At 44.1% G+C, this 21,591-nt stretch carries 22 protein-coding genes; 7 read left to right on the top strand and 15 right to left on the bottom strand.

Going from position 1 to position 21,591, the window contains the following annotated elements; genetic code table 11:
* Positions 1-250: 250 nt before the first annotated feature.
* Complete coding sequence (locus QOZ98_RS11345; RefSeq protein WP_308787554.1) at positions 251-1,144, top strand: SDR family oxidoreductase; 894 nt, start codon at positions 251-253, stop codon at positions 1,142-1,144.
* 109 nt (positions 1,145-1,253) lie between these two features.
* Here QOZ98_RS11345 and QOZ98_RS11340 read toward each other — a convergent pair whose 3' ends face one another.
* From QOZ98_RS11340 to QOZ98_RS11330, 3 genes are all read right to left on the bottom strand, one after another.
* The gene (locus QOZ98_RS11340; protein WP_308787553.1) at positions 1,254-1,811 is read right to left on the bottom strand and encodes a copper resistance CopC family protein; all 558 of its coding nucleotides are present in this window, start codon (positions 1,809-1,811) and stop codon (positions 1,254-1,256) included.
* Between the two features lie 47 nt (positions 1,812-1,858).
* A complete protein-coding gene (locus tag QOZ98_RS11335; RefSeq protein ID WP_308787552.1) occupies positions 1,859-2,113 on the bottom strand; it encodes an anti-sigma factor in 255 nt (84 codons plus the stop codon).
* A gap of 96 nt (positions 2,114-2,209) precedes the next feature.
* Positions 2,210-3,571, bottom strand: coding sequence for a copper amine oxidase (locus tag QOZ98_RS11330; RefSeq protein WP_308785682.1), 1,362 nt, complete (start codon positions 3,569-3,571; stop codon positions 2,210-2,212).
* A 457-nt stretch (positions 3,572-4,028) separates the two neighbouring features.
* On the opposite strand from QOZ98_RS11330, the gene QOZ98_RS11325 reads away from it, so the two are divergent.
* Positions 4,029-4,520 (top strand): plastocyanin/azurin family copper-binding protein, encoded by a 492-nt coding sequence (locus QOZ98_RS11325; RefSeq protein WP_308787551.1) that lies wholly within the window; start codon positions 4,029-4,031, stop codon positions 4,518-4,520.
* Between the two features lie 628 nt (positions 4,521-5,148).
* Entirely contained in the window at positions 5,149-6,771 is a 1,623-nt protein-coding gene (locus QOZ98_RS11320) for a sensor domain-containing diguanylate cyclase (protein WP_308787550.1), read from the top strand.
* Positions 6,772-6,864: 93 nt separating this feature from the next.
* On the opposite strand, the gene QOZ98_RS11315 is transcribed toward QOZ98_RS11320, so the two are convergent.
* The 4 genes from QOZ98_RS11315 to QOZ98_RS11300 all read right to left on the bottom strand — a co-directional run bounded on the left by QOZ98_RS11315 (position 6,865) and on the right by QOZ98_RS11300 (position 11,296).
* Positions 6,865-7,455: a DUF2812 domain-containing protein gene (locus QOZ98_RS11315; protein ID WP_308787549.1), complete on the bottom strand. Its 591-nt coding sequence runs from the start codon at positions 7,453-7,455 to the stop codon at positions 6,865-6,867.
* A complete protein-coding gene (locus tag QOZ98_RS11310; protein ID WP_308787548.1) occupies positions 7,442-7,765 on the bottom strand; it encodes a PadR family transcriptional regulator in 324 nt (107 codons plus the stop codon). The genes QOZ98_RS11315 and QOZ98_RS11310 overlap by 14 nt, the downstream gene beginning before the upstream one ends.
* A 188-nt stretch (positions 7,766-7,953) precedes the next feature.
* A complete protein-coding gene (gene bglA, locus QOZ98_RS11305) occupies positions 7,954-9,393 on the bottom strand; it encodes a 6-phospho-beta-glucosidase BglA (protein WP_308787547.1) in 1,440 nt (479 codons plus the stop codon).
* Positions 9,394-9,406: 13 nt separating this feature from the next.
* Complete coding sequence (locus QOZ98_RS11300; RefSeq protein WP_308787546.1) at positions 9,407-11,296, bottom strand: beta-glucoside-specific PTS transporter subunit IIABC; 1,890 nt, start codon at positions 11,294-11,296, stop codon at positions 9,407-9,409.
* Positions 11,297-11,463: 167 nt separating this feature from the next.
* Between QOZ98_RS11300 and QOZ98_RS11295 the strand changes: the two genes are divergently transcribed.
* Entirely contained in the window at positions 11,464-12,165 is a 702-nt protein-coding gene (locus QOZ98_RS11295; RefSeq protein ID WP_308787545.1) for a GntR family transcriptional regulator, read from the top strand.
* Positions 12,166-12,322: 157 nt separating this feature from the next.
* On the opposite strand, the gene QOZ98_RS11290 is transcribed toward QOZ98_RS11295, so the two are convergent.
* The 4 genes from QOZ98_RS11290 to QOZ98_RS11275 form a co-directional block, all read right to left on the bottom strand.
* Entirely contained in the window at positions 12,323-12,613 is a 291-nt protein-coding gene (locus tag QOZ98_RS11290; protein ID WP_308787544.1) for a hypothetical protein, read from the bottom strand.
* Between the two features lie 68 nt (positions 12,614-12,681).
* Entirely contained in the window at positions 12,682-13,176 is a 495-nt protein-coding gene (locus tag QOZ98_RS11285) for a DinB family protein (protein ID WP_308787543.1), read from the bottom strand.
* A gap of 75 nt (positions 13,177-13,251) precedes the next feature.
* Positions 13,252-14,190 carry a magnesium transporter CorA family protein gene (locus QOZ98_RS11280; RefSeq protein ID WP_308787542.1) on the bottom strand — a complete coding sequence of 313 codons (939 nt, stop codon included), beginning with the start codon at positions 14,188-14,190 and terminating at the stop codon, positions 13,252-13,254.
* Between the two features lie 268 nt (positions 14,191-14,458).
* Positions 14,459-14,710, bottom strand: a complete 252-nt coding sequence (locus QOZ98_RS11275; protein ID WP_308787541.1) for a hypothetical protein — start codon at positions 14,708-14,710, stop codon at positions 14,459-14,461.
* Positions 14,711-15,260: 550 nt separating this feature from the next.
* Here QOZ98_RS11275 and QOZ98_RS11270 point away from each other — a divergent pair.
* The gene (locus tag QOZ98_RS11270) at positions 15,261-15,881 is read left to right on the top strand and encodes a hypothetical protein (RefSeq protein WP_308787540.1); all 621 of its coding nucleotides are present in this window, start codon (positions 15,261-15,263) and stop codon (positions 15,879-15,881) included.
* Between the two features lie 58 nt (positions 15,882-15,939).
* Here the strand turns inward: QOZ98_RS11270 and QOZ98_RS11265 are convergent, their stop codons facing one another.
* The 3 genes from QOZ98_RS11265 to QOZ98_RS11255 all read right to left on the bottom strand — a co-directional run bounded on the left by QOZ98_RS11265 (position 15,940) and on the right by QOZ98_RS11255 (position 17,804).
* Positions 15,940-16,329: a lipoprotein gene (locus tag QOZ98_RS11265; protein WP_308787539.1), complete on the bottom strand. Its 390-nt coding sequence runs from the start codon at positions 16,327-16,329 to the stop codon at positions 15,940-15,942.
* 422 nt (positions 16,330-16,751) lie between these two features.
* Positions 16,752-16,940 carry a hypothetical protein gene (locus tag QOZ98_RS11260; protein WP_142828619.1) on the bottom strand — a complete coding sequence of 63 codons (189 nt, stop codon included), beginning with the start codon at positions 16,938-16,940 and terminating at the stop codon, positions 16,752-16,754.
* 555 nt (positions 16,941-17,495) lie between these two features.
* Positions 17,496-17,804: a TIGR04104 family putative zinc finger protein gene (locus QOZ98_RS11255; RefSeq protein ID WP_308787538.1), complete on the bottom strand. Its 309-nt coding sequence runs from the start codon at positions 17,802-17,804 to the stop codon at positions 17,496-17,498.
* Positions 17,805-18,018: 214 nt separating this feature from the next.
* Here QOZ98_RS11255 and QOZ98_RS11250 point away from each other — a divergent pair, with 214 nt between their 5' ends.
* Both QOZ98_RS11250 and QOZ98_RS11245 read left to right on the top strand, forming a co-directional pair.
* Positions 18,019-18,168, top strand: a complete 150-nt coding sequence (locus QOZ98_RS11250) for a hypothetical protein (RefSeq protein WP_308787537.1) — start codon at positions 18,019-18,021, stop codon at positions 18,166-18,168.
* 67 nt (positions 18,169-18,235) lie between these two features.
* Positions 18,236-18,661, top strand: a complete 426-nt coding sequence (locus QOZ98_RS11245) for a hypothetical protein (protein ID WP_308787536.1) — start codon at positions 18,236-18,238, stop codon at positions 18,659-18,661.
* A gap of 93 nt (positions 18,662-18,754) precedes the next feature.
* Here QOZ98_RS11245 and QOZ98_RS11240 read toward each other — a convergent pair whose 3' ends face one another.
* Positions 18,755-21,589, bottom strand: coding sequence for a YhgE/Pip domain-containing protein (locus QOZ98_RS11240; RefSeq protein ID WP_308787626.1), 2,835 nt, complete (start codon positions 21,587-21,589; stop codon positions 18,755-18,757).
* Between the last annotated feature and the right edge of the window lie 2 nt (positions 21,590-21,591).

Here is a 21,591-nt window from a genome sequence, read left to right as displayed (position 1 = left end):
GTTCAACGCCTGCTGGGCGGAGCGATAAGATGGGTGTTCTTCGCGGTTTATCATGGGAGGCATGCCCAAATCCGGCAGAAGCGGTTTCTAAAATAAGAATTCTCAAGTTCAACTTATGTAGTAATAGATAGAGTAAATCACAACATTTTTCTTCATGGAGCGCTTACATTCTCTTCGGCAGGTTTCACCCTGCTTTTTAGTGGTAGACAGAAAGAGAAACCATCTTTTACCACTATGAGGAGCGATTTAAATGTCGAATATCCCAAACCCGAGAACGCAATACACAACGGAAGACTTTCCGAAACAATATCAAGAGCCGCCCGGCCTTCAAAACGAAATGAGCCCGCTTCCCGATTGCGGAGAAAAGAGCTATACCGGATCAGGCAAACTAACCGGACGCAAAGCGCTTGTAACCGGCGGTGACTCTGGAATCGGCCGTGCAGCCGCTATTGCCTATGCACGAGAAGGCGCAGACGTCGCCATCAACTATTTGCCGGTGGAACAGCCGGATGCAGAAGAAGTCAAAAAACTGATCGAAGCAGAAGGGCGCAAAGCCATTTTGATCCCGGGAGATTTGAGCAGCGAATCTTTTTGCAAAGAACTTGTCGAACAGGCACATTCGGAACTTGGCGGACTGGACATCCTGGCATTAGTGGCAGGCAAACAGCAAGCGGTCGAAGACATTTTGGATTTGCCGATAGAGCAGCTTGAAAAAACCTTCCAAGTCAACGTCTATTCCATGTACTGGACGGTAAAAGCAGCACTTCCGCATCTTCCTGCAGGGGCTTCCATCATCACGACCAGCTCTGTTGAAGGGTTTGACCCGAGCCCGATGCTGCTCGATTACGCAGCAACGAAATTTGCCATTATCGGCTTCACGAAAGCCCTATCTAAACAACTGGCAGAGAAGGGCATCCGTGTAAATTCAGTTGCTCCAGGCCCAATCTGGACAGCTCTGCAAATTTCAGGCGGACAGCCTCAGGAAAACATTCCGGAATTCGGAAAAGGCACACCTGAGACTCCACTTGGCCGCGCAGGACAGCCTGTTGAATTGTCATCTGTCTACGTATTCCTGGCTTCAACCGAATCCAGCTACGTGACCGGACAAATTTACAGCATAACCGGCGGAATGCCAACTGCTTAACCATAAACTTTATAACTGAGTTACAGAAAAAGCCTACAGAACCGATTTTTCGGCGCTGTAAGCTTTTTCTTTATCTTAAAGTCACTTTCCTGCAACAATTAATCATTTTTCACTTTTTCTTCAATAGCCTGTAAGCGATAAACACGACTGCCAGCAATGCTGCCACAAGGAAAACTGTAATTATCGAGTTTCCTTCATCTTCTGCGGGTTGGACAGCATTCTCTTCTTCAGCTGGAGTTTCTGTTTCAACTACAGCTTCTTCTGTTGTTGGTTCTTCTTCTGTTTCTGCCTCTTCTGCCGCAGGTTCCTCTGCAACTGCTTCAACATTCAACTCAAACGGCACTTCGCCTTCTATCGGATGGCCATCTGCTCCAATGATTTCCCAGCGGATGGTGTAAGCCGCATTTGGCAGTTCTTCCGACAGAGATCCCGTCATGACACTATCTGAAAGTGTGATTTCGTCAAATTCATAAGTAGTTCCTTCACTTTCCAACGTCATCGAGCTTCCCTGTTCGATGACAGTTCCAAAAGTCAGAACCACTTCTTCCAACGGTTCAACCATGACTTCTCCTTCTGCAGGTGATGACGAAGACAGCGTCGTATGCGCCTGCCCGATCAAAGGCAGCGAAAAAATAGCTAGTACGAGTAGCGTTATAATTTTTTTCATCCCTTATTCCCTCATTTCCGATTTCTTGGCTTTGGCTTTCCCCTTCACTATATACTATAGCCAAGTGATGCCGAGCTGGAATCCGTCCCTTCTTCAAATACTATAGCCAATATCCTGGCTTTCATACCGTTAAAGAATGTTGTTTCATTCATTAATTCGGGAAGTTCGCTCATTAATGCTGCAAGTTCCCGGCACTCCCGACAAACCGCTAAGTGCTTTTCAATTCTCTCTTCCCACTGTTTATCAAATGGCAGAGATCCATTGAAGCAATCTATCACAAGGTCACATTCCATCTTCATCATTGAATCTCTCCTTTTGCATTATCAGGGAATAGGCTGCTGTTGCGGAAAACAAAAAGCTAGCCGGTTAGGCTAGCTTTTTATCATCTTTAACAAAGCTTACTGCTTACGTGTGCGAACAGCTACTGCCGTCGTCAGAGCCGCAAGCATTAAGCCAGCCAGTACCCATAGGAATGGGAATGATCCGGTATCCGCTGTGCCGCCCATGCCTGTCGCAGGCATTTCCGATGGCATTTCCGTTGCCCCGAATTCTTCCGGGAACTGGTCCACAATCGCTGCAGACAAGCCAGCTGCCGGCATCGTCATGTGTGCATACGCTTCACGAATCGAGCTGTACGCCGTTTCGTAATCGCCTGCTACGTATGAATCAAATGCGGTCAACAGCTGTTCCACGTGTGCTGTTAAGCCTTCTTCCAGTGCATCCGCCGGAACGCGTCCTTCTGTTGCCGAATCCAGCAAGGCTGCCTGTTCCACGATGTATTCATCCAGTTCCGCACGTGCCTGTTCCTGGCCTTCTGTGTTCTCTTCACCTGTCGCAACTACATAGTCGACAAAATAGCCGATGTGCGATTTCCACGTTTCATCAAACTGTGCGCCGGCTTCTTCGCCGTAGACAGACGTGACGGCAGCCGTCAGGTCATCCGCATTGGCTAAAAGTGCAGCTGATGCCTGGTCAAAGCTTTCCGCGCCGTCAGCACCGTCTTGCATCGCCATGGCCGCAAGTCCAGCGTGCTCCGTGAACGTCGCGTTCAACGTAGCGCGCAAGTCCACTGCCGGGGTATCCGGGTTGGTGTTGTCGAATTTCTCTGGGAATTGCGTCGTGATGGCAATCGACAAGCTTTCCGCGAACATGCTCATGTGGTGGATCGATTCGCGTTCGCCGGCATAAGCCGCTTCGAAGTCCCCCGCTACATACGCATCAAACGCCGTGATCAGCTGATCCACGTGCACGTCCAGTCCTTCTTGAACCGCTGCGGCTGGCAAGAGTCCTTCTGTTGCCGTATCAAAGAAGGCCGATTGTTCCACTTTGTATTCTTCCAAAGCAGCTAACGCCTGATCTTTCGCTTCCTGGTTGTCTTCACCAGTTGCAACTACATAATCAACGAAATAGCCGATGTGCGAATTCCACACTTCCAGGAATGCCGCTCCGCCTTCTTCACCGTAGACCGAAGTCACGGCTGCGGCCAGGTCATCGGAGTTAGCTAGAAGAGCTGCAGAAGCTTGATCAAAATCTTCCGCTCCATCTGCGCCTTTGCGCATCGTTTCAACCGCTAGAAAGGCATGTTCCGTTAATACGGTATCAAGTGCAATGCGTAATTCTGCGGCCGGTGTCGCCGTGCTTGACTCCATCGCCGTTTCGCTTGCCGGAGTTGAATGGCCGTGGCTATCTGCCAATGCCGCCGTTGGTACCAATAAGGCTAATGATAGTGGAAGTGCTAAAAGACATTTGTTTAATTTCATAAAGTATCGCTCCCTTTTTCTTTTTTTTGGTTATATAGGAATAACGCACAGGCAAATCATTTAGATCACTTTATTTTAAAGTTAATTGGATTTAGTTGAATTATTCATCTTAACTGCTGAAATTCCGCGGGTGAATCGATGAAACCCATGTTCTTTCGACACTATTGCGCGGCCTCAATCGCGGCGCACTGGGGCAGGAGCATGCTTCTTTGCTCTACTCAAACCGGATAAACCGGTCGATAATATGATGGCTCTTAATTTCACCTTATATAGAAGGTTTTATTTTCATTCATTAGAGAGCTTCTTTTTTCTTTCCGCATTTGCTTCTCTGTATAATAGTGGGTAGATAAATATGCGTGTTTTTCGTTCTCTCAAAGAAAATATTTTTGACAAACGATAATCTACTTCGACTTTTCTTACGTTCTATAAGAAAGAACAAAGTAGAGGAGGAGAAAAAATGATCCATAAAAAGTTCGGATTACTACTAGCCGCCGGAATTCTTTCACTGGCAGCTTGTGGAGAAGAGCAGCCGACAGCCAACGAGAGTGCTGAAGAAGAAGTTGTGGAACAGGAAAACACAGCGGAGGAAGAGACAAGTACAGAAGAAGAAACTATTGAGGAAGAAGAAGCACCTACGGAACAACCAGAAGAGGAACCTGCCGAAGACAGCGCACCGGAAGCTGAGAGCGGTGCCGCTTCTGCTTTATTGTCAAATGGTGAGATGACCAGTTACGTATTTAATGAAGCGGGCGAGTTTTCGATCTTTTGCGAGCCCCATCCAGTCATGGAAATGACGGTCATCGTAGAAGAAGGCGCAGAACAAACGGGTGAAGTTGCCATAGATATTGCGGACTATGAGTTTGGGGAAGAAACCGTCACAGTTGCCCCAGGCACAACCATAGTATGGACCAATCAAGACCAGGTCCAGCATAATGTCGCGATTAAGTAAACAACCCGAACCAAAACAAAGCAGCCCAGGTATTTTGAAACCTATACCTGGGCTGCTTTTCTTTGTATTCAGTTTTGAAATCGCCATTCAGCAAAATACTCGTTAGCGGAATTTTAGTGTGGCTCTTCAAATACTTGACGCAGTTCAATCTGTCCTTCCCCATGTCCTATAGGGTCCGGCATCCGCTCCTTTAGCTATAACCCGCACGCACACTCATCTATAAAAATAAATAATAATAAACTAATTCTTTGGACTAATATTACAGTTTTTTTAATTTATAACAAGCAATAGTTAATATAGACTATATTAAGTCGAGGAAACGCTGTATATAATTCTTTCTAGCAAGTATTTAAAATAAGTAATTATATCCACCTTTTATTCACTTCGAGTTATTAATTGCCCGGAAAACTTTAGTTGTACAATGAGAGTGTTTATAAAAACCAATCTATTTTTCTGCTTTCTTCGTTGTGAGAGTGAAAAAATTTATAGTTTGGGTGAAAATCCATCCTATCTTTATAGCCTTCCAATCAGGCTTTTTTCTATGGTCGAATTTTCTATACGCTCCATAGCTTTTTCGAGAACCTACTATTACAGAACATTTACTTTTATGAGCTTTGGAGGATGAGTCATGCGTTTATCGTTAAGTCTTCGGACACAACTATCCATTATTTTTGCAGGCACTACCATCCTGCTGATTTTGATCTTCGGCGGTGTTTATGGTGAACGCTCGATCAAACAGGTCGAAGTGGAAATCGGAAACTCGCTTAGTGAATCTGCTTATTTGATGGAGAATAATTTAGATCAGTATATGTGGTCCCGCTACGGCGAAACCATTATGCTCAGCAGCTTGTCCGATATCAGGCAGCTGGAGGACCAGGACGAAGTAGAATCCATGCTCAACCAAACACAGGCGACTTTCCCATCGTTTTCATGGATTGGGCTTACGGACCGAGACGGAACAGTGGTTGCATCTACGGATTCAATCCTAAAAGGAGCCGATATTTCCGAACGGCCGGTTTATTTGGAGGCATTGGAAAAAACCTTTATTGGCGACGTCCACGAGGCAGTATTGCTGGCTGATCTCCTGCCCAACCCAACGGGAGAAGAAATGAAGTTCGTCGATATCAGCACTCCAATTTATGACGACAATGACGACTTTATAGGCGTTTTAGCGACTCACTTAAGCTGGGAATGGGTTGAAGAAGTTGAGGCTTCTATGCTTGATTCGCTGAAAAATCGGGACAGCATCGAGTTTTTGATTGTCAGTAAAATAGATGATGTTGTTATTTTAGGTCCTGATGACCTGCTGGGAAAACCGCTGAATGTGGAAAGCATAGAGTTGGCCAGAACCGGCCAAAATGGGTCGATTATTGAAACTTGGCCGGATGACAAAGAGTATGTCACTGGCTACATGATGGAAAATGGCTATAAGGAGTATCCTGGGTTGGGATGGACGATTTTAGTCAGACAACCAGTGGAAGTTGCCTATGCCCCTACCAAAGAGCTTATGATGTTTTTCCTCATATCCGGACTAATCTTCGTTCTTCTTTTCGCTGTGATCGGCTGGTTTCTTGCGGAACGGTTAACTTCGCCATTAAAAAACATCGCTGGTGCAGCCGATCGCCTGAGGCTCGGGGAGTTTGTCCAGATTCCGCTTTACCGGGGGACATCGGAATTGGAAACCTTATCCCTTTCGTTAAGAAAACTGGTTTCAGATCTTACTCATACAGAATCGGCTTTAGTGGAAATGAAGGAAGTAGCCAACCGGGATGAGCTCACAGGGTTGGCAAACCGGTACGCTCTGGATTATTACTTACGTGAATTTATTCAAAAACAAAAAATGGCAATCGTCTTATATATAGACTTGGATGGATTTAAACTGATCAATGACACACTGGGCCACAATGCAGGCGACGAACTTCTTATCCAAGTAGCCCACCGGCTGCAGAAGATTGTCAGAGAAGGGGAAATGATTTCGAGGGTAGGCGGTGATGAATTTATAGTTGTCCTGCCAGTAGGGAAAGGCGATCTGGCCAACAGAGGAAAGATTGTCGGAGAAAAAATCATTTCATCTATCAATAAGCCGTACTCGCTCGATGGGCAAAGCGCTTCTGTCAGCTGCAGCATCGGAGCCGCTTTTTGGGAAGCATCCGGTTCAATCAATATCGAAGAGACGATCAGAACAGCAGACGAAGCTCTGTATGCAGCAAAAAGAGAAGGAAAAAACCGGATTCACGTGTACGGCTGCTGATTTTATTTCGGACTAAAAAATATACAACAAAAAGGGACACTGACATGAAAAAGTCAGTGTCCCTTTTTTAATGGCCATATCAATAGTCATTGCTTATTCCACTTTCTTTACCCGCTTTAAATATTTCAGATACATCCATGCAAATGCTATCCCCCATACAAGAAGAAGCCACGGGGCGCCGAACCTTATTAACGCAAAAGGCGTTTCGAATAAAAAAGAGAAGAGGAACTGCCCGCCTTCCTTCTCCCAAAGTCCTGGTGTGAAATATGCCTCTTTCAGGCTTTTATAAGGAGAAGAATTGTTCAATATGGAAAACGTGATGAGCAGCAGCAAAAACCCCATAGTTCCGTAATAGGCGAGCAACCGGTGGAGATAGGCTTTTTGCGATGCTTGGTCTGAAAACAGTTCATCTTTTCCATCCGCCGGTTTGAGCCAGTAATGCAGCCAAGTGCTTCCTAAATGCTGCCAGCCGTACTCTTCGTACAATTCGATATAGCGACTCTTGGCTTCTTTTGTTTTAAAGGATTGATAATCGATTCGGATGATCTGATCTGAAGTTGTTGTTTTTTCAAAATCATACATGCCGATTGAACTTACATGTTTGCATAGCCAGCCTTTTTCGGCCATCGCATTCAACCAGTTTTCTTCTTTTTGAATATCCATAAACAACTTAAACTTCTTCATGATTCGCGCCCCCTCCATAAAGTGAAAGAATATGCTGCAAACGCTCCTGTTCGATTCCCAAAATATCCGTCCCTTCACTTGTTATCCGATATACTTTTCTCCTCGAATCTTCAGACGGCAAAAGCTCAATCCAGTGGTACTTCAAAAGGTTTTCGATGGCTCCATACAAAGTTCCCGCAGCGATTCGGACTTGCCCGTTGCTCATCAATTCGACTTTTTGCATGATAGCATATCCATGCAATGGTTCCCTGACAGCCAATAAAATATAATGCATCGTTTCCGTCAACGGGAGCAATTTATGCCTCTTCATGTATTCATCTCCTATACAGTTGAACTATATAATTCTATTTTACACAGTCAAACTGTATAGTTCAACTGTATATAAAATTCCTGGAAAATATTTTCCCGAACTATCCATCGCCATTACTTCCACGCACATAAAAAGAAGAGAAGCTGCGAATCAGCTTCTCTCCTCCAGGCTTTACTATTAACTTCTTTTTACAATTCTTCGCCATTCGTCCCAATCACTTTTTTGTACCATTCAAAAGAATCTTTTTTGGATCGTTTCATGGATCCGTTCCCTTCGTTATCACGGTCGACATGTATCATGCCGTAGCGTTTTTTCATTTCGCCTGTTGTGAATGAAACGATGTCGATAATTCCCCATGGCGTATAGCCCATCAGTTCAACCCCGTCATACGTAACGGCTTTTTTCAAGGCTTCGATATGGGATTTCAAATAGTCGATTCGTTGCGCATCGTGGATTGTACCGTCTTCTTCCACAGTGTCAATTGCGCCAAAGCCGTTTTCAACGATAAACAAAGGAATCTGGTAGCGGTCGTAAAGGCGGTTTAATGTATACCTCAAGCCGGTAGGGTCGATTGCCCAGCCCCAGTCGCTCGATTGGATATAGGGATTTTCCACGCCATTCGGCAATCCGCCGTTGACGATGCTGCCAAGATTGTCATTTTCAACATCGCTTTTTACCGTCGTCGACATGTAATAGCTGAATCCTAAATAGTCGACTTTGCCGTCTCTCAAGATTTCGTCATCGCCCGGTGCCATTTGGATGTTGTAGCCTTCCCGTTCAAACTCTTTCAACACGTAGTTTGGGTAAAAGCCGCGCACATGAACATCCGGGAAGAAATAGCGCTGTCTCATTTCTTCTTCTGCGAGCATGACGTCTGCCGGATTTGAAGAATACGGATAGATCGGCACATGGGACACCATTGCCCCAATCTGGAATTCAGGATTGATAGCCTTTCCTTTTGATACAGCAAGTGCGCTCGCAATCAGTTCGTGATGCCCTGCCTGGTACATCACTTCTTTGGCATTTTCTCCTTCTCCAATGACAACGCCTGAATTTGTCCATAGGAAGATCGGGTTGTTGACGTCCATTTTATTGTTGATTTCGTTGAAGGTCATCCAGTATTTCACTTTATCCTGGTAGCGGTTAAAGCAAACTTCTGCGAATTTGACGAAATGGTCGACCACTTTGCGGCTTCTGAATCCGCCGTACTCTCTTGCCAAGTGGAGCGGCATTTCAAAGTGGGATAGCGTGATGACTGGCTCAATTCCATTTTTCAACAATTCGTCAAATACATTATCATAAAACTGCAATCCTTCTTCGCAAGGCTCTGCCTCGTCTCCTTTTGGAAAAATCCGGCTCCATGCGATGGACGTACGCAAACAGTTTAACCCCATTTCGGCAAACAAAGCGATATCTTCTTTGTATTTGCTGTAGAAATCGATTGCTTCATGGTTCGGATAAAACGTATCCGCTTGGATCGTTTCCGTTATTTCTCTTGCCACACCATGTTCTCCAGCTGTCATAACATCAACGACGCTCGGCCCTTTTCCGCCTTGGTCCCATCCGCCTTCAAATTGGTGAGCGGCTAAAGCGCCGCCCCATAAAAAATCATTTGGTAGTTTTCCCATTTTATCTCTCTCCTTATTTAACAACTGTCAGTAATTTGTCGCCGACCAAGCCATCTAAAATATTCTCAATGATCACTTCTTTATAAGAATCCGTATTGGTAATGATCAAAGGTGTCGTTATTCTGATGCCCTCATTTTCAATAAACTCCCGGTCAAACGTCATAAGCAAATCGCCTTTTTTTATTTTTGCGCCGTCTTCCACGTGCAGCGTAAACGGCTTTCCTTTCAGCATGACGGTATCCAAGCCGACATGGACAAGCAGTTCAGCACCTGAATTGGAACGCAAGCCGATTGCGTGTTTCGTCAATGCAATCATCACGACGGTTCCGTCAAACGGAGCATACAATTTGTTGTCCAGCGGCTCTATGGCAACGCCTTTGCCCATCGCACCTGAACTGAACACTTTATCCGAAACCTCTGAAAGCGGAATCACTTGCCCTCTCAACGGGGCATGGATGGATTCTTCGTTTAAGTTTTGGAAATCCGGTTCTGGTTGTTCTTTCACCGGGTTCTCGGGACTCGCATTTTCTGCTGCATTTTCACCAAATCCAAAAATTTGAATCAATACGATTGGCAGAATAATCGCAATCGCAGACCCGATCAAGATTCCCCAAATTGATGAAGGAAAATCCGGGCTAATGCCATTGACGATGGTTAAAGGTCCCGGCAATCCTGCGTACGCAAAGTAATTGGGATTGAAGAAACTTGCGGTTATGGCTCCCACTGCACCCGCTATGCTCCCAAAAATAAATGGTTTTTTGAATTTCAATGTAATTCCGTAAATGGCCGGTTCGGTAATGCCGAACAGTCCCGTGACGCCGGCTGAAATCCCCAGCTTTTTGGTCGCCTGGCTTTTAGCTTTAATGATAACACCCAATACAGCACCAATTTGGGCAATGACGGCAATCGTTTGATAAGCCTGGAAAGAATCGCGGCCGTACAAATCGAAGTTCGCTAATACCATTGGCGTGACTCCCCAGTGGATGCCGAAAATGACCAGCACTTGCCAGAATCCACCAATGAGTGCTCCAGCCACGGCCGGTGCGTTTTCCGCTAAGAAGTTATAGCCGTTCGCAATTCCATTGGCTCCTAACGTAGAAAGCGGACCAATCAACAGAATGGTCACCGGAACCATGATGACCAGACATAGCAATGGAACAAATAATGGCCGCACAATTTCGTGTATGCGCTTATTTAAAAATCGCTCCAAGTAAGACAGGATCCACACTAGAAATAGCGGAGGCAATACAGAAGATGTATAGACTGTCTGAGACAATGCCATCCCCATGAATGTAATGGTTTCTCCCTCTGCAATTCGTCCGGCCATCTCCGCCCAAGTCGGGCTGACTAATGCCGCACTCGCGGCAACCGCGATAAACGTATTGGTCTTGAAATGATTCGATGCGGTTATGGCAATGAAAATCGGTAAAAATGTAAATGGTGCCCAAGAAATAAAGCTAAAAACTTCATACGTCCCGGTTGCCGCAAAACTCGGAAACAGCAAATTGATTAAAATCAATGCGCCCTGCAAAATACCTGCTGCCGCTAAAATATAAACAAATGGTGCAAAAACAGCGGACATCGTTGCGATGATGCGATTTAAAATGGTCCCTTTGTTTGCACTGGCATCATCTGTCGTGTCGAGTTCAACCAAGTTTGCAAACTCTTCATAAACCTCTCCCACATGCTGCCCAATGACCACTTGGAACTGGCCGCCATTTTCAACGACCGTGATCACGCCCGGCATTTCCGACACATGAGCCTTGGCTTCCGGCTTTGAACGTTTCAAGACAATGCGAAGTCTAGTGGCACAGCGTGCGGCACTCACTATGTTCTCTTCCCCGCCCACAGCTTCCAATATATCTTTTGCCAGTTTTGAATAATCCCTGATTTTTGCTCCCATTTGTCTCACCCCTTTATTTGAATACTCTTACATATTAATTGTACCGGTACAATTAATCAAGTACCAAACAATATAATTATTCATTCTAAATTTACCTGAATGAGCTTTTGGATGCTTTATGGTATAATTCGGGTATCTTTTAGACACTAAAACAAAGAGGTATGCATATGTTAAAATATCAGCACATCGCAGATGAATTGGAAAATTACATAGAAGAACATAAGCTTCAGCAAGGCGATAAACTGCCTGTGCTTCAAGATCTGATGCTCCAATTTGATGTAAGCAAAAGTACGGTGACAAAAGCATTGGAACTGCTGGAGAAAAAAGGGGTCGTTTTCCAAGTCAGAGGAAGCGGTATTTTTGTCAGAAGGCATAAGCGAACAGGCTATATCAGCCTCCTTTCCAATCAAGGATTCAAAAAAACGCTGGAAGAATTCCAAATCACCTCCGAAGTGATTGAACTCGATGTACGAAAACCGACAAAAGAAGCAGCATTCAATTTGAATATCAGCCTCAACGACGATGTGTACTATGTAAAAAGAATTCGCTTTATCCATGGGCAGACGCTGTGCCTGGAGGAATCTTATTTCAATAAATCACTTGTTACCTATTTAAACAAAGAAATTATTACCGAATCGATCTTCAACTACATTACGGAAGGGTTAGGGTTGAGCATCGGATTTGCCGATACGTTTCTTCATGTCGACAAACTGACTGTTGAAGAAGCCCGCTACTTAGCGCTAAAAGAAGGCGATCCCAAATTGGAAGTCGAATCTATTTTCCACTTGACCAATGGCCAGCCATTCGACTTTTCCAAAGTCACATACAACTATGTGCAGTCGCAGTTTTTTCTTCAAGCAGTTCTTTAGAATAGAAGACGGTACTACCCAATAAATCCACATAAAAAGGACGGAGAAAAAAGTATCTTTTTCTCCGTCCTTTTTCGATTGGATTTCTTTAACGAGCTGTCCTTGGAAAATACAATGCGCAATGTACATATGACGCTTCTTACAGCTTCGATTCTTTTTAATGTGCAATATGTATACTGCCGTTCTCCATAATTCGAATCGGCTGATAACTTTTCATAAATTCCACTCCGACATATCCAGTAGAATTCAAATCTGATACCCCTTTTATATAAGCCTCTTCGTCTACAATCAATCGATAGAAGAAACAAGTTCCATCACTGGTATCTAACGACTCTTCAAATACGAACTTCTCTCCATACTTCTCTTCAAAATAATCGATTGCTTCTTCATGACTTTGAAACACTGGCAATTCGGCTTGTTCATATTTGCTTATTCCCTTTTCCGCCATCATTTCCTCTCCTTCCAACCCTTAAATTACTTCTTCGCAATTCTTTCTCTGTTCCTTCAAAACTCATCTTACAGATAACTTTCCAGCTCTTCTTTCTGGCGCAGGTGATGTCGGGAGTGCATTTCAACAAGTCCAAGCCATTCCTTTGCATTCAGCCAGCCGAATCCTCCGTGTTCAACTTTATAATTCGGGTTGATCAAGTTCACTTTTGCTTCCCAGTTTTCCAATCTCCCAATCAGTTCATCCAGCCTGCTTGCCAGCTGTTCTTGGCTGTCGGAATTATTGGGTGGTGCATTCATTTCATCCGGCAGCCTGATTTTAACCGGCGGAAATCCGCCCGCTTTCATTAATTGTTCTCCCGTCCGTGTTTTTCCGAGCGGTTGTTCTTCATTTAGCGATGCACAACTTTCTGCGCTGTCGAGGTACTCATGCGCCACTAGAATTATATGGTCATACATCTGGTCAATGGACCAAACGCCTTCTTTCGGGATATACCGAAGCTGCTCTGGAGAATAGTTACTAAGTTCCTGTTTAAAATGGAACAGTAATTCTTTGCCGCTCATCCAAATCCTCCTTTAAATACTTTAATAGAAATTCTTTAAATTACTAAAGCAATCTTTGACGGTAATTGAACAATTTTAGAAGATCCTTCTTCTCCATAACGCCAAGCCGATTAAAACCACAAAGACCAAGGCGATTGCCAGTGTAATCACCCAAGAGACCGGGTCTTGATTCTCAATCGGCAATGTCACGTTCATCCCAAAGAAACTGAACACCAGTGTAGGAAGCGTTAAAAAAACGGTAAATAGGGTAAGAGTTTTCATTGTATTGTTCAACTCATTGGATATCAGCGAAGAATAGGAACCCGTTATACTATTCAATATTCTCGTATACAATTCGGTGGTTTCAATTCCTTGGTTATTTTCAATTTTCACATCTTCCAGGAGATCTTGGTCGTCTTCATATAATTTAATGGAATGAACACGAAACAGCTTGGTGATGACATCTCCATTAGACTTTAAGGAAGTGAGAAAATACACTAAGCTTTTCTCGATTTCCATTAAGTCGTAAAGCTGCTTGCTCGTTAATGAATCACGCAAGTTGCCTTCTATTTTAAGCCGGTGTTTATTCAGTTGCTTTAAGTTATCTAAATACTGAGTTGAGATGGCCAATAATACTTCTAATGCAAAACGGCTTTTCATTAAGGTGCTGACATTTTTCTTTATAAGGTCGTTTAAAAAGCTGCTCGGCTGGTGACAAACCGTTACGATGTAATCGGCTCCCACGATTATGCCGATCGGAATGGTGATGTACGAATTAAACTGACTATTATTGGAGTCGACTATCGGAAAATCATTAATAATCAACGTACTATTCGCCTCTTCATCGTATTCAATGCGGGCCGTTTCTTCTAAATCCAACGGGTCTTCCAGAAACTCAATCGGGATATTGCAAAGTTGGGATACTCTCTCGAGTTCTTCTTTTGTCGGCGCGGTAATATTGATCCAGCAGTTGTTTTCAAAGTTCTCAACGACTTCTAAAATTCCATCGGGAGAGGATTTATAGATGCTAAGCATTCTATATCCCCCTTTCTATTTTTAATTGAAGGCCGTTTCCAACCACAAATTTAACCCTACCTCAAAATCAAAATAAAAAAAGCTTTTTATAGAAAAAAAGAAGAAAAGATAGGCTTTAATCAGCCTCTCACCTTCCTTCATATCTTCTGCTATTTCGATTTCAGTTTTCATTTCGCTTGCATTCCATTACCAAATCATAAGCATACAACTATGGTATAAGTTAAATATCATCGTACAAAATTTGATTTTTTATCTAAACGCCCCTAACTTATAGTTTGCTAAACTCTGCGCCAATTAATAAAAGATAAGCCATTCCCAACATTGCAAGGTTTGATAGAGTTCCTGCGAGGACGTACCACAGTTCTTTAGATCCTAAAGCAAATCCTATCCCCAATAACGAAATCAACCCAATTATAATTGCATCTGTTCTATCATCTATTGGCAAAAAGAAAAAAACTATACTGGTTATTGCAGCTAGTATTGATAAATAGCCTAACGTGTTTCTTTTATTCCTCTTCATGATTTTACCTCCAGAAAATAGATAGATGCTTCTTTTACTTATCTCTGTTTATCTTGATGGTTTTAACTTATCTTTACTTTATAAATGAATTAAAGCTGCCATTTCTTTATCTTGCAGATTATCATATCCAGTCGAATTTATTTATAATAACGATGCGCTTTCACAAAAAGTTTCCAGTGGTGAATGTGAATTAGAGTAATCTTTTGCCTAAGGAGATTTGTACAGACAAAGGGGAGAGTAAGATGCAATTTGATCAGCCTCTTCTCCCCGTTTTGAATGTATGCAGCTTCTTTTAAATCGGGATATGCAAACCGGGATCTTTTCAAATTAAATCTTCAAAACCTTATAGAGCAGCCTTTTGAATGTATTATTTTTTCTCATGAAAAAAGTTTTGATAAATTTCCTGATAAAGTCCTTAGAATGCGGAATTCGAATGTAACTTAATTGCTAATAAGTTACATTCAGCTAACGTTATGTAAACTGCAAATTAAAGATAAAAGTGTGATACTAAGAACTAGAGATATTCTTTAATGTAAAGGAGGCAAAACTTATGAGTAAGGTTTACATCATTCCTGAAACTATTAGGTCGGATGGAGAAATGTTCTTATGTGACAACGTTCAAAACCTTGTAAAGTTTTATATGGGCCCCTCAGAATCGGCTAATGATCCTGATTCTGATTCGACATGTGAAATGCTAATTGATTTCATTTGTACAAAAGCCCTGTTTCCAATCTTTCTTACATTTGAACCGTTTAGTGGGATGGAAAAGGATTTAGAACGCCTTTCTCAACGCAATAATATTGAATACACATTAAGATTCGAGGGGCTGAAAAACAAACGCTTTCCTGTTTTTAAACTCACCATAGAAACCCCTTCTTCCCTGACTTATGTTCTACAAGAAACTTTTGGGATAGCATCTAGTAATAACTTCTACGCATTTTCTTTTTCCGATAATATCGTGTATAAACCAGTGATATATAAGAGTTGGTTTGGACGCGAGAAGACCTGGATATGGCCACACTTTGACATGAACGGGGCCTCAACGGTTATGGAAATTTGGAATGACGGGAATGGGTTTAACCTCTATACAACCGAATCCCACTTCTCAACAATTGAGAAGTTAGCTAAATATTTCCCACCCAGAACATGGATTGTAAAGAATGAAGATTGACTGTAACTTAATTCACAATAAGTTACAGTCAAATTTAGAAAAGCCATTAAATAAACTTTTAGTTACTTGTCAAAACTAAACTTTCTTTTTGTTCATCCCATTCAATTACTCCAGGGATTTCATCATCCTCAGCATACATAACACATGTTGTGCACGTTGTAGAATCAAATTCGGCATAACTGCCATCTTCGTTTAAAGTACGTGAACCTCCAAATGATTCTTGGTCCTTCTTGTAGAAAAATTGAAAGGTTACTTCTTCAGGCTTTGATTCTTCACCTATATACTCGATTGTTCCCGAAGACTCTCGAACACCGTCCCCCAGATTCTTAAGCAAATAGGTTACTTTCCAGTTCTCACTTTCGCCTGAAAAATTTATTGACTCATCACTATTACTACAACCACTTAGTACTACTAACGTAAAAGCTATTAATAAGAGAATCCTTTTCATTGTAATCTCTCCTCTATCGCTAAAAAGATTAAGTACTATATTGACCTTTTCTTAACAATTCCCCTTATCGTTCTCTATTTAACAAAAGAGTTGAATGTAACTTAACTGCACATAAGTTACATTCAGTTCAGAGTCTTTGTTCAAAGCTACCGTTTAGATTTGGCCAGCTTTTTAAAATTCGTTAGGTTGGTTTTTTAAATACTGAACCAAGGTAATTAACTGTTCTTCTCGTTTCTAGCTCTTTTTAAGTTCATTCTCATATCAGCAAGCCAATCTCGTTTGATTTACCGGATTCGGTAATGTCTGCTCTCAAAAAAGAAAGCTATGTTTTCTAACCAACAAACGAACAAAAAAATGAGCTGGGAAATGCTGCTCCAAGCTCATGGTATCCGTTAGTTATATAACCAATTCCGTTCATTCATTTAAAACATTCCACCTTGATTGTTATCCCGTCCAGCATCCCTGCGAGCCTCTGCTTCGGCTAAATTCTGGTTCAAAGTCTTTTCCTGTTTATTTAAGTTGTATTTTCCCCGAGTCAAAACATCCACAAGAAAACTACCGGCAAATAAAGCTGCCAAGGAACCCCAAAAGATCCACATCATCCAATGCATATATTTCACCCCTTTTCATTTCAGTCATTGCTTCCATCACCCATGACTTCTTAGTATTATTATACGGTTACTACTGGAATAAGTTTCAATATTCAATATTTTAAAAGCAACAATTTATACTTTGTTTCCAGTCGATTACAAATCTAATTATTGTTGAATTGCTTACGCAGTTATTCAACATTGGGCTTGGAAGAAATAAATAAAATCCTTCTGCTTCCTGCACTAAACAACCGAGGCTGCCTTTTTCTGCTTGCCGCACCTTTCGCATGTGTAGACATATAACGCCGGGACTTCGCTGTCTTGGCTAATGCGCTTGTATTTATGCAGTCCGATTCTGCACAACAAGCTGCTTTCCTTGTTGGTCAGCAGCAATAACGGGATCAAGCCTATAAGACTGGCAGCGATCAAAATATAAGGCAAGTTTTACAGATTGAAGGTTTCATCGACTCCAGCCAACAAAAGAACGACGCCGGCCAACAGAAAAAATGAAAAGACGATTTTCAGCTTGGCAATCACCAGAACACCTCCTTCGCTTCTTTTAAAAACAGCTTGACCTCATGTTTCTCCCTGCTGCACATTAGACAATTCGACTAAAGAGAGATTGGCCACTATCAATCCAACAGCCAACGGAACAGCCAGCAGCAGCGAAGTTCCAAAGTCCTGAGGCAGCAAGGGACGGACGACCACGGTAAGGACTAAGCTCACTATCGCCGCGATGCCAATCCGATTCAAAGACTTTTTAGATATGTACTGTTTATCTCCGCAGCGCGAACACGTTCTCCCGCTAGTTCCCCTGTATTTAAATGCGATTTTGCATGTATCTTTCAAACTCCATCTATGTCCACAATTTTGGCATTTCGGCATTTAGTAACCTCCAGAACAAATCTTTTCTTCTATCTTCCAAATACCCTAATTTGTGTGAGATAAAAGAGAATTGGCCAATGGGCTATTTTTTAAAATGAAGAATGGTATTATGGAAATTATAGTTACTAATAATCCCATTATTTACTAATATCCATTCAAACTGATGACTTCAACTTGCCGCTTCAAATAATTACAGGAGGTGCATTCTCCAGATATGAAAAACTTTGCAGATGACATGGCCGGAGCGATTTTAGATATTTTAAAGTTGGTTTGTTACTTTGTAGCCGGTGGATTGATTGTGACCGTTTTATTGTATGCCATCACGTGGGGCATCGAATGGATACTCGTCCCTATCATGACGTAGCGGTTTGACTTTGACCGAACGATAAAGTTCAGTAAGCAGAGATAAACGCTTTTGGGAGCTGATTAAAATGAAATATTTCTTCAAGTTGAATATAATCAGTATGCTGTATGCTCTCATCGTATTTATTCCATTCGAACTGATGTTGAATGTTTACCGCATCAGCAGACTGACAGAATGGAGTATTGGTACGGTGAATATCTTGACCAGTATAGTTCTACTTGCTGCATTTATCGGGGGGACAATGCTGATTTATTCCCTAACCCAAAAGTGGTTGGATCAGAGAAAAGCGAACTTGATAGCCGCAATTTTGTGGCTCCCTTATTTTGTTCTTTTCGTTTTTGCATTTGCTTTCCTTTTCCCTATAACCTATGGAGGAGACGACCCAAACCCTGTGATCGGCCTTTTGGCAATGGGTGGAATGTTGTGTTATCCATTTTACATTCTGCTCCTCAATTCGATTGCTATGTGGAAAGATGAGGAAATTGCAGATTAACCTTTGACTCAATTAACTTTGATATTAGTTATTGGCAAACCAAAAGCCTCTCTCAACTGTCATGTAAGCTGACAGTTGAGAGAGGCTTTTCTGTTAGTTTTCTTCCGCCAGCCTGAATGCTTTTCTGCTTCTGAGACAAAGCACCAGCCACAGCAGTACATTGAAGACAACGAAAAATGCACCGAGCACGCAGATGCTCATCACAAATGTGTCTATCCCATATGCCGAAGACATCGATTCCCGAAAGCCGAGCAGCGCATAGCTCATCGGAACAAAATCATGCACAGTCTGGAAAAATCCATTGGTCAGCTCTACCGGGAACATGCCGCCGCTTGCCCCCAATTGGAGAACGAGCAGGATCATCGCCACAAACCGGCCCGGATTTCCAAACGTCATCCCCAGGAACATGATCAGGAACATATAGGTGAGCGAAGTGATGACCGAGACCGCGATAAACTCTCCGATATGCTCCACTTGAAGGTGGAAGCCGAACAGCATGATGGCGTCGACAATGAGTGCAGCGGCCGTTGCCTGGACAAAGCCGAGTGAGAATTTGCTGAGCCACCAGGCTGTGCCTGATGTCGGGCGTCCTGCCGGTGCATTGATCGGGAATACCAGGTTGAATGATAAAGCCCCAACAAAAAGACCAAGCGACAAAATATACGGTGCCAGTGCATGGCCGTAGTTCGGCACTTCGCTGCGCTGGCTCTCGGTCGCGGTTGCCGGAGCAGCAAGCAAGTCGATGTTGGCATCCGCCAGTTGCGTGCCGTTTACGTCTTCTGCTCCTTCCGCCAAGCTGTCAGCAAGTTCAGATGACCCTTCTGAAAGTTTGCCGAGGCCGTCCCCGAGTTCACCCGAACCTTCTTCCAGCTGATCTGCTCCACCACGAAGGCCGGCTGCACCATCCGCAAGGTCCACTGCCCCGCCGGAAAGCGCCGGAACTCCTTCCGCCAGCCGATTGGCCCCATCCGCTAATTCGCCGGAACCGGAATTCAGCGCTGCCGAGTTGGCAGCCAGCCCATCGGCTCCCTGTTGAAGCTGACCGGCTCCTTGTGCCGCTTCTGATACTCCGGCCGCATAAGCAGCAGTTCCTTGCTCTAATTCCAAGGAGCCTTGCTGCAAGGCGCTCGCACCTTCAACAAGTCCTTCCGAACCGGAAGCAAGCGACGATACGCCTTCGTTCAACGACGAACTGCCTTGCGCTAAACGGTCGACGGCTTCCGCCAGCTTAGGAAGATTTTCCGTAGCTTTTTCCGCTCCTGCCAGCAGTTTGCCACTGCCTTGCATGGTTGCCTCTGCACCTGCTGCAAGAGAGGATGCACCCGGGATCAGCTGATCTGTAAGTGCACTATGGACCGCTCCATATCCGTCGAGTGCCTGAACCGCTTGAGGATTTACTTGCTCCACAGCGCTGTTCAATTCCGCGATCTGTGCCGGCAATGAACCAAGCGACTGAAATGCGGGAATCAGTTGGTCATTCAAATCGGCGGATACTGCAGCGAGGTTCGCTTCAAGCGTTTCAACAGCGGCCTGCTGCATCGCTGCTTGTTCTTGGGTACTGCCGGATACTGCAGCTGTCAGCTCTGCCTGCTGCTCTTCGGTCAGACTGCCAAAGGCTGGTGATGCTTGCAGCGCTTCAACTGCCGAGCCGGAAGATGCTGCCTGCAATTCCTCCACTCCTTGCTGCGCCGCAGCCAAATTGGCCTGCAGCGCTGATGCATCCTGCACATTGCTCGCAGCAACAGCGCCGTTTAATTGGCTGAGGCTTGCTTGAATGCCTGCGAGCCCCTGCTGCAAGCTGTCGATTTGATCGGCAGCGGGCAGGCCGCTATCCAATGCATCCAGACCTTCTTGCAATGCCGAACTTCCGGTCTTTAGTTCGCCAAGGCCTTCGCTCAGCGCCGCTTGGCCGGAAACCAGTTGCTGAATGCCTGAAGAACTGTCCACTAGTCCGCTCGTTTGCGCTTGCAGTTCATGAAGTCCCTCATCCAGCTGTGCACTGCCTTGCTGAGTTTCCGAAAGCCCCTCACTCAACTGCTCCGCTCCCGGCCCAAGAGATCCAAGACCTTCAGCCAGTTTTTCGGAACCTCGAACGAGCGTGGATCCTTTGTCGTTCAATTCCGCTGTCCCTGCAGCAAGTCCATTGACTCCGCTCTGCAGTTTCCCTACCCCTTCCGTATAGTCAAAAATCCCTTTGTTCAGCCCTTCTGCCCCTTCCTGCAACGCGGTAGCACCGCTCGCAAACTGGCCAACGCCAATTTCCAATTGTTCGGCGCCTTCCTGGAAAGTCAAAGTGCCTTCTGACAGTTCGAGCAGCCCTGCCGTTAGGTCGGTGTTGCCGTCCTGCAGCTCTACCGTTCCTGCATCCAGCTGTTCTGCGCCGTCTGCGGCTTTTCCGATACCGTCTCCTAGTGTTTTAATTTGCGTAAAAACCGCTTTTACGTATTCTTTCGTGACGTTTTCCGCTATTTCTTCTTTGATGCTCGTCGTCGCCTGCTTGCTGACCGCTTCAATGAAAAAACCGCGGCCGGGGTTGGTTTCATACTGCAAATTCATGGCTTTTGGCTTGTCGTCCATGACAGATGCCGCATTTGCCGAGAAATTTTCCGGAATGGTCAATACCATGAAATAGTCGCCATCGTTCATTCCTCGCTGTGCTTCTTTGGCATCTGTAAAATGCCAGTCAAGCGTGTCGTTTTCTTTCAGGTTGCCGACCAGTTCGTCACCGACAGCAAAGGTCTTGCCTTCATACTCTACGGCTGCATCTTCGTTAACGACTGCCACTGGCAATTGATCGGTTTTTCCATAAGGATCCCACGACGAACCAAGGAAAAATCCACCATAAATAATAGGAATGAACATCATGACGATCATCGTTCCGAGTAAAAGAGGTTTGGAAAACAGCTGCTTCCATTCCCGTTTCAGCATGT

The sequence above is a fragment of the Planomicrobium stackebrandtii genome, assembly GCF_030814955.1.
GTDB lineage: Bacteria > Bacillota > Bacilli > Bacillales_A > Planococcaceae > Planococcus > Planococcus stackebrandtii.
Note: the sequence above shows the minus strand (reverse complement) of the source record. Positions and strands in the feature narration are given on the sequence as shown.

Bases quoted from the DNA above. Each gene is read 5' to 3' on its own strand.
- QOZ98_RS11345 (WP_308787554.1), top strand. From the start codon at position 251: ATGTCGAATATCCCAAACCCGAGAACGCAATACACAACGGAAGACTTT.
- QOZ98_RS11270 (WP_308787540.1), top strand. From the start codon at position 15,261: ATGAGTAAGGTTTACATCATTCCTGAAACTATTAGGTCGGATGGAGAA.
- QOZ98_RS11320 (WP_308787550.1), top strand. From the start codon at position 5,149: ATGCGTTTATCGTTAAGTCTTCGGACACAACTATCCATTATTTTTGCA.
- QOZ98_RS11265 (WP_308787539.1), bottom strand. From the start codon at position 16,329: ATGAAAAGGATTCTCTTATTAATAGCTTTTACGTTAGTAGTACTAAGT.
- QOZ98_RS11300 (WP_308787546.1), bottom strand. From the start codon at position 11,296: ATGGGAGCAAAAATCAGGGATTATTCAAAACTGGCAAAAGATATATTG.
- QOZ98_RS11315 (WP_308787549.1), bottom strand. From the start codon at position 7,455: ATGAAGAAGTTTAAGTTGTTTATGGATATTCAAAAAGAAGAAAACTGG.
- QOZ98_RS11240 (WP_308787626.1), bottom strand. From the start codon at position 21,589: ATGCTGAAACGGGAATGGAAGCAGCTGTTTTCCAAACCTCTTTTACTC.
- QOZ98_RS11290 (WP_308787544.1), bottom strand. From the start codon at position 12,613: ATGGCGGAAAAGGGAATAAGCAAATATGAACAAGCCGAATTGCCAGTG.
- QOZ98_RS11330 (WP_308785682.1), bottom strand. From the start codon at position 3,571: ATGAAATTAAACAAATGTCTTTTAGCACTTCCACTATCATTAGCCTTA.
- QOZ98_RS11275 (WP_308787541.1), bottom strand. From the start codon at position 14,710: ATGAAGAGGAATAAAAGAAACACGTTAGGCTATTTATCAATACTAGCT.
- bglA (WP_308787547.1), bottom strand. From the start codon at position 9,393: ATGGGAAAACTACCAAATGATTTTTTATGGGGCGGCGCTTTAGCCGCT.
- QOZ98_RS11250 (WP_308787537.1), top strand. From the start codon at position 18,019: ATGAAAAACTTTGCAGATGACATGGCCGGAGCGATTTTAGATATTTTA.
- QOZ98_RS11325 (WP_308787551.1), top strand. From the start codon at position 4,029: ATGATCCATAAAAAGTTCGGATTACTACTAGCCGCCGGAATTCTTTCA.
- QOZ98_RS11310 (WP_308787548.1), bottom strand. From the start codon at position 7,765: ATGAAGAGGCATAAATTGCTCCCGTTGACGGAAACGATGCATTATATT.
- QOZ98_RS11260 (WP_142828619.1), bottom strand. From the start codon at position 16,940: ATGCATTGGATGATGTGGATCTTTTGGGGTTCCTTGGCAGCTTTATTT.
- QOZ98_RS11335 (WP_308787552.1), bottom strand. From the start codon at position 2,113: ATGATGAAGATGGAATGTGACCTTGTGATAGATTGCTTCAATGGATCT.
- QOZ98_RS11295 (WP_308787545.1), top strand. From the start codon at position 11,464: ATGTTAAAATATCAGCACATCGCAGATGAATTGGAAAATTACATAGAA.
- QOZ98_RS11285 (WP_308787543.1), bottom strand. From the start codon at position 13,176: ATGAGCGGCAAAGAATTACTGTTCCATTTTAAACAGGAACTTAGTAAC.
- QOZ98_RS11245 (WP_308787536.1), top strand. From the start codon at position 18,236: ATGAAATATTTCTTCAAGTTGAATATAATCAGTATGCTGTATGCTCTC.
- QOZ98_RS11280 (WP_308787542.1), bottom strand. From the start codon at position 14,190: ATGCTTAGCATCTATAAATCCTCTCCCGATGGAATTTTAGAAGTCGTT.
- QOZ98_RS11255 (WP_308787538.1), bottom strand. From the start codon at position 17,804: ATGCCGAAATGCCAAAATTGTGGACATAGATGGAGTTTGAAAGATACA.
- QOZ98_RS11340 (WP_308787553.1), bottom strand. From the start codon at position 1,811: ATGAAAAAAATTATAACGCTACTCGTACTAGCTATTTTTTCGCTGCCT.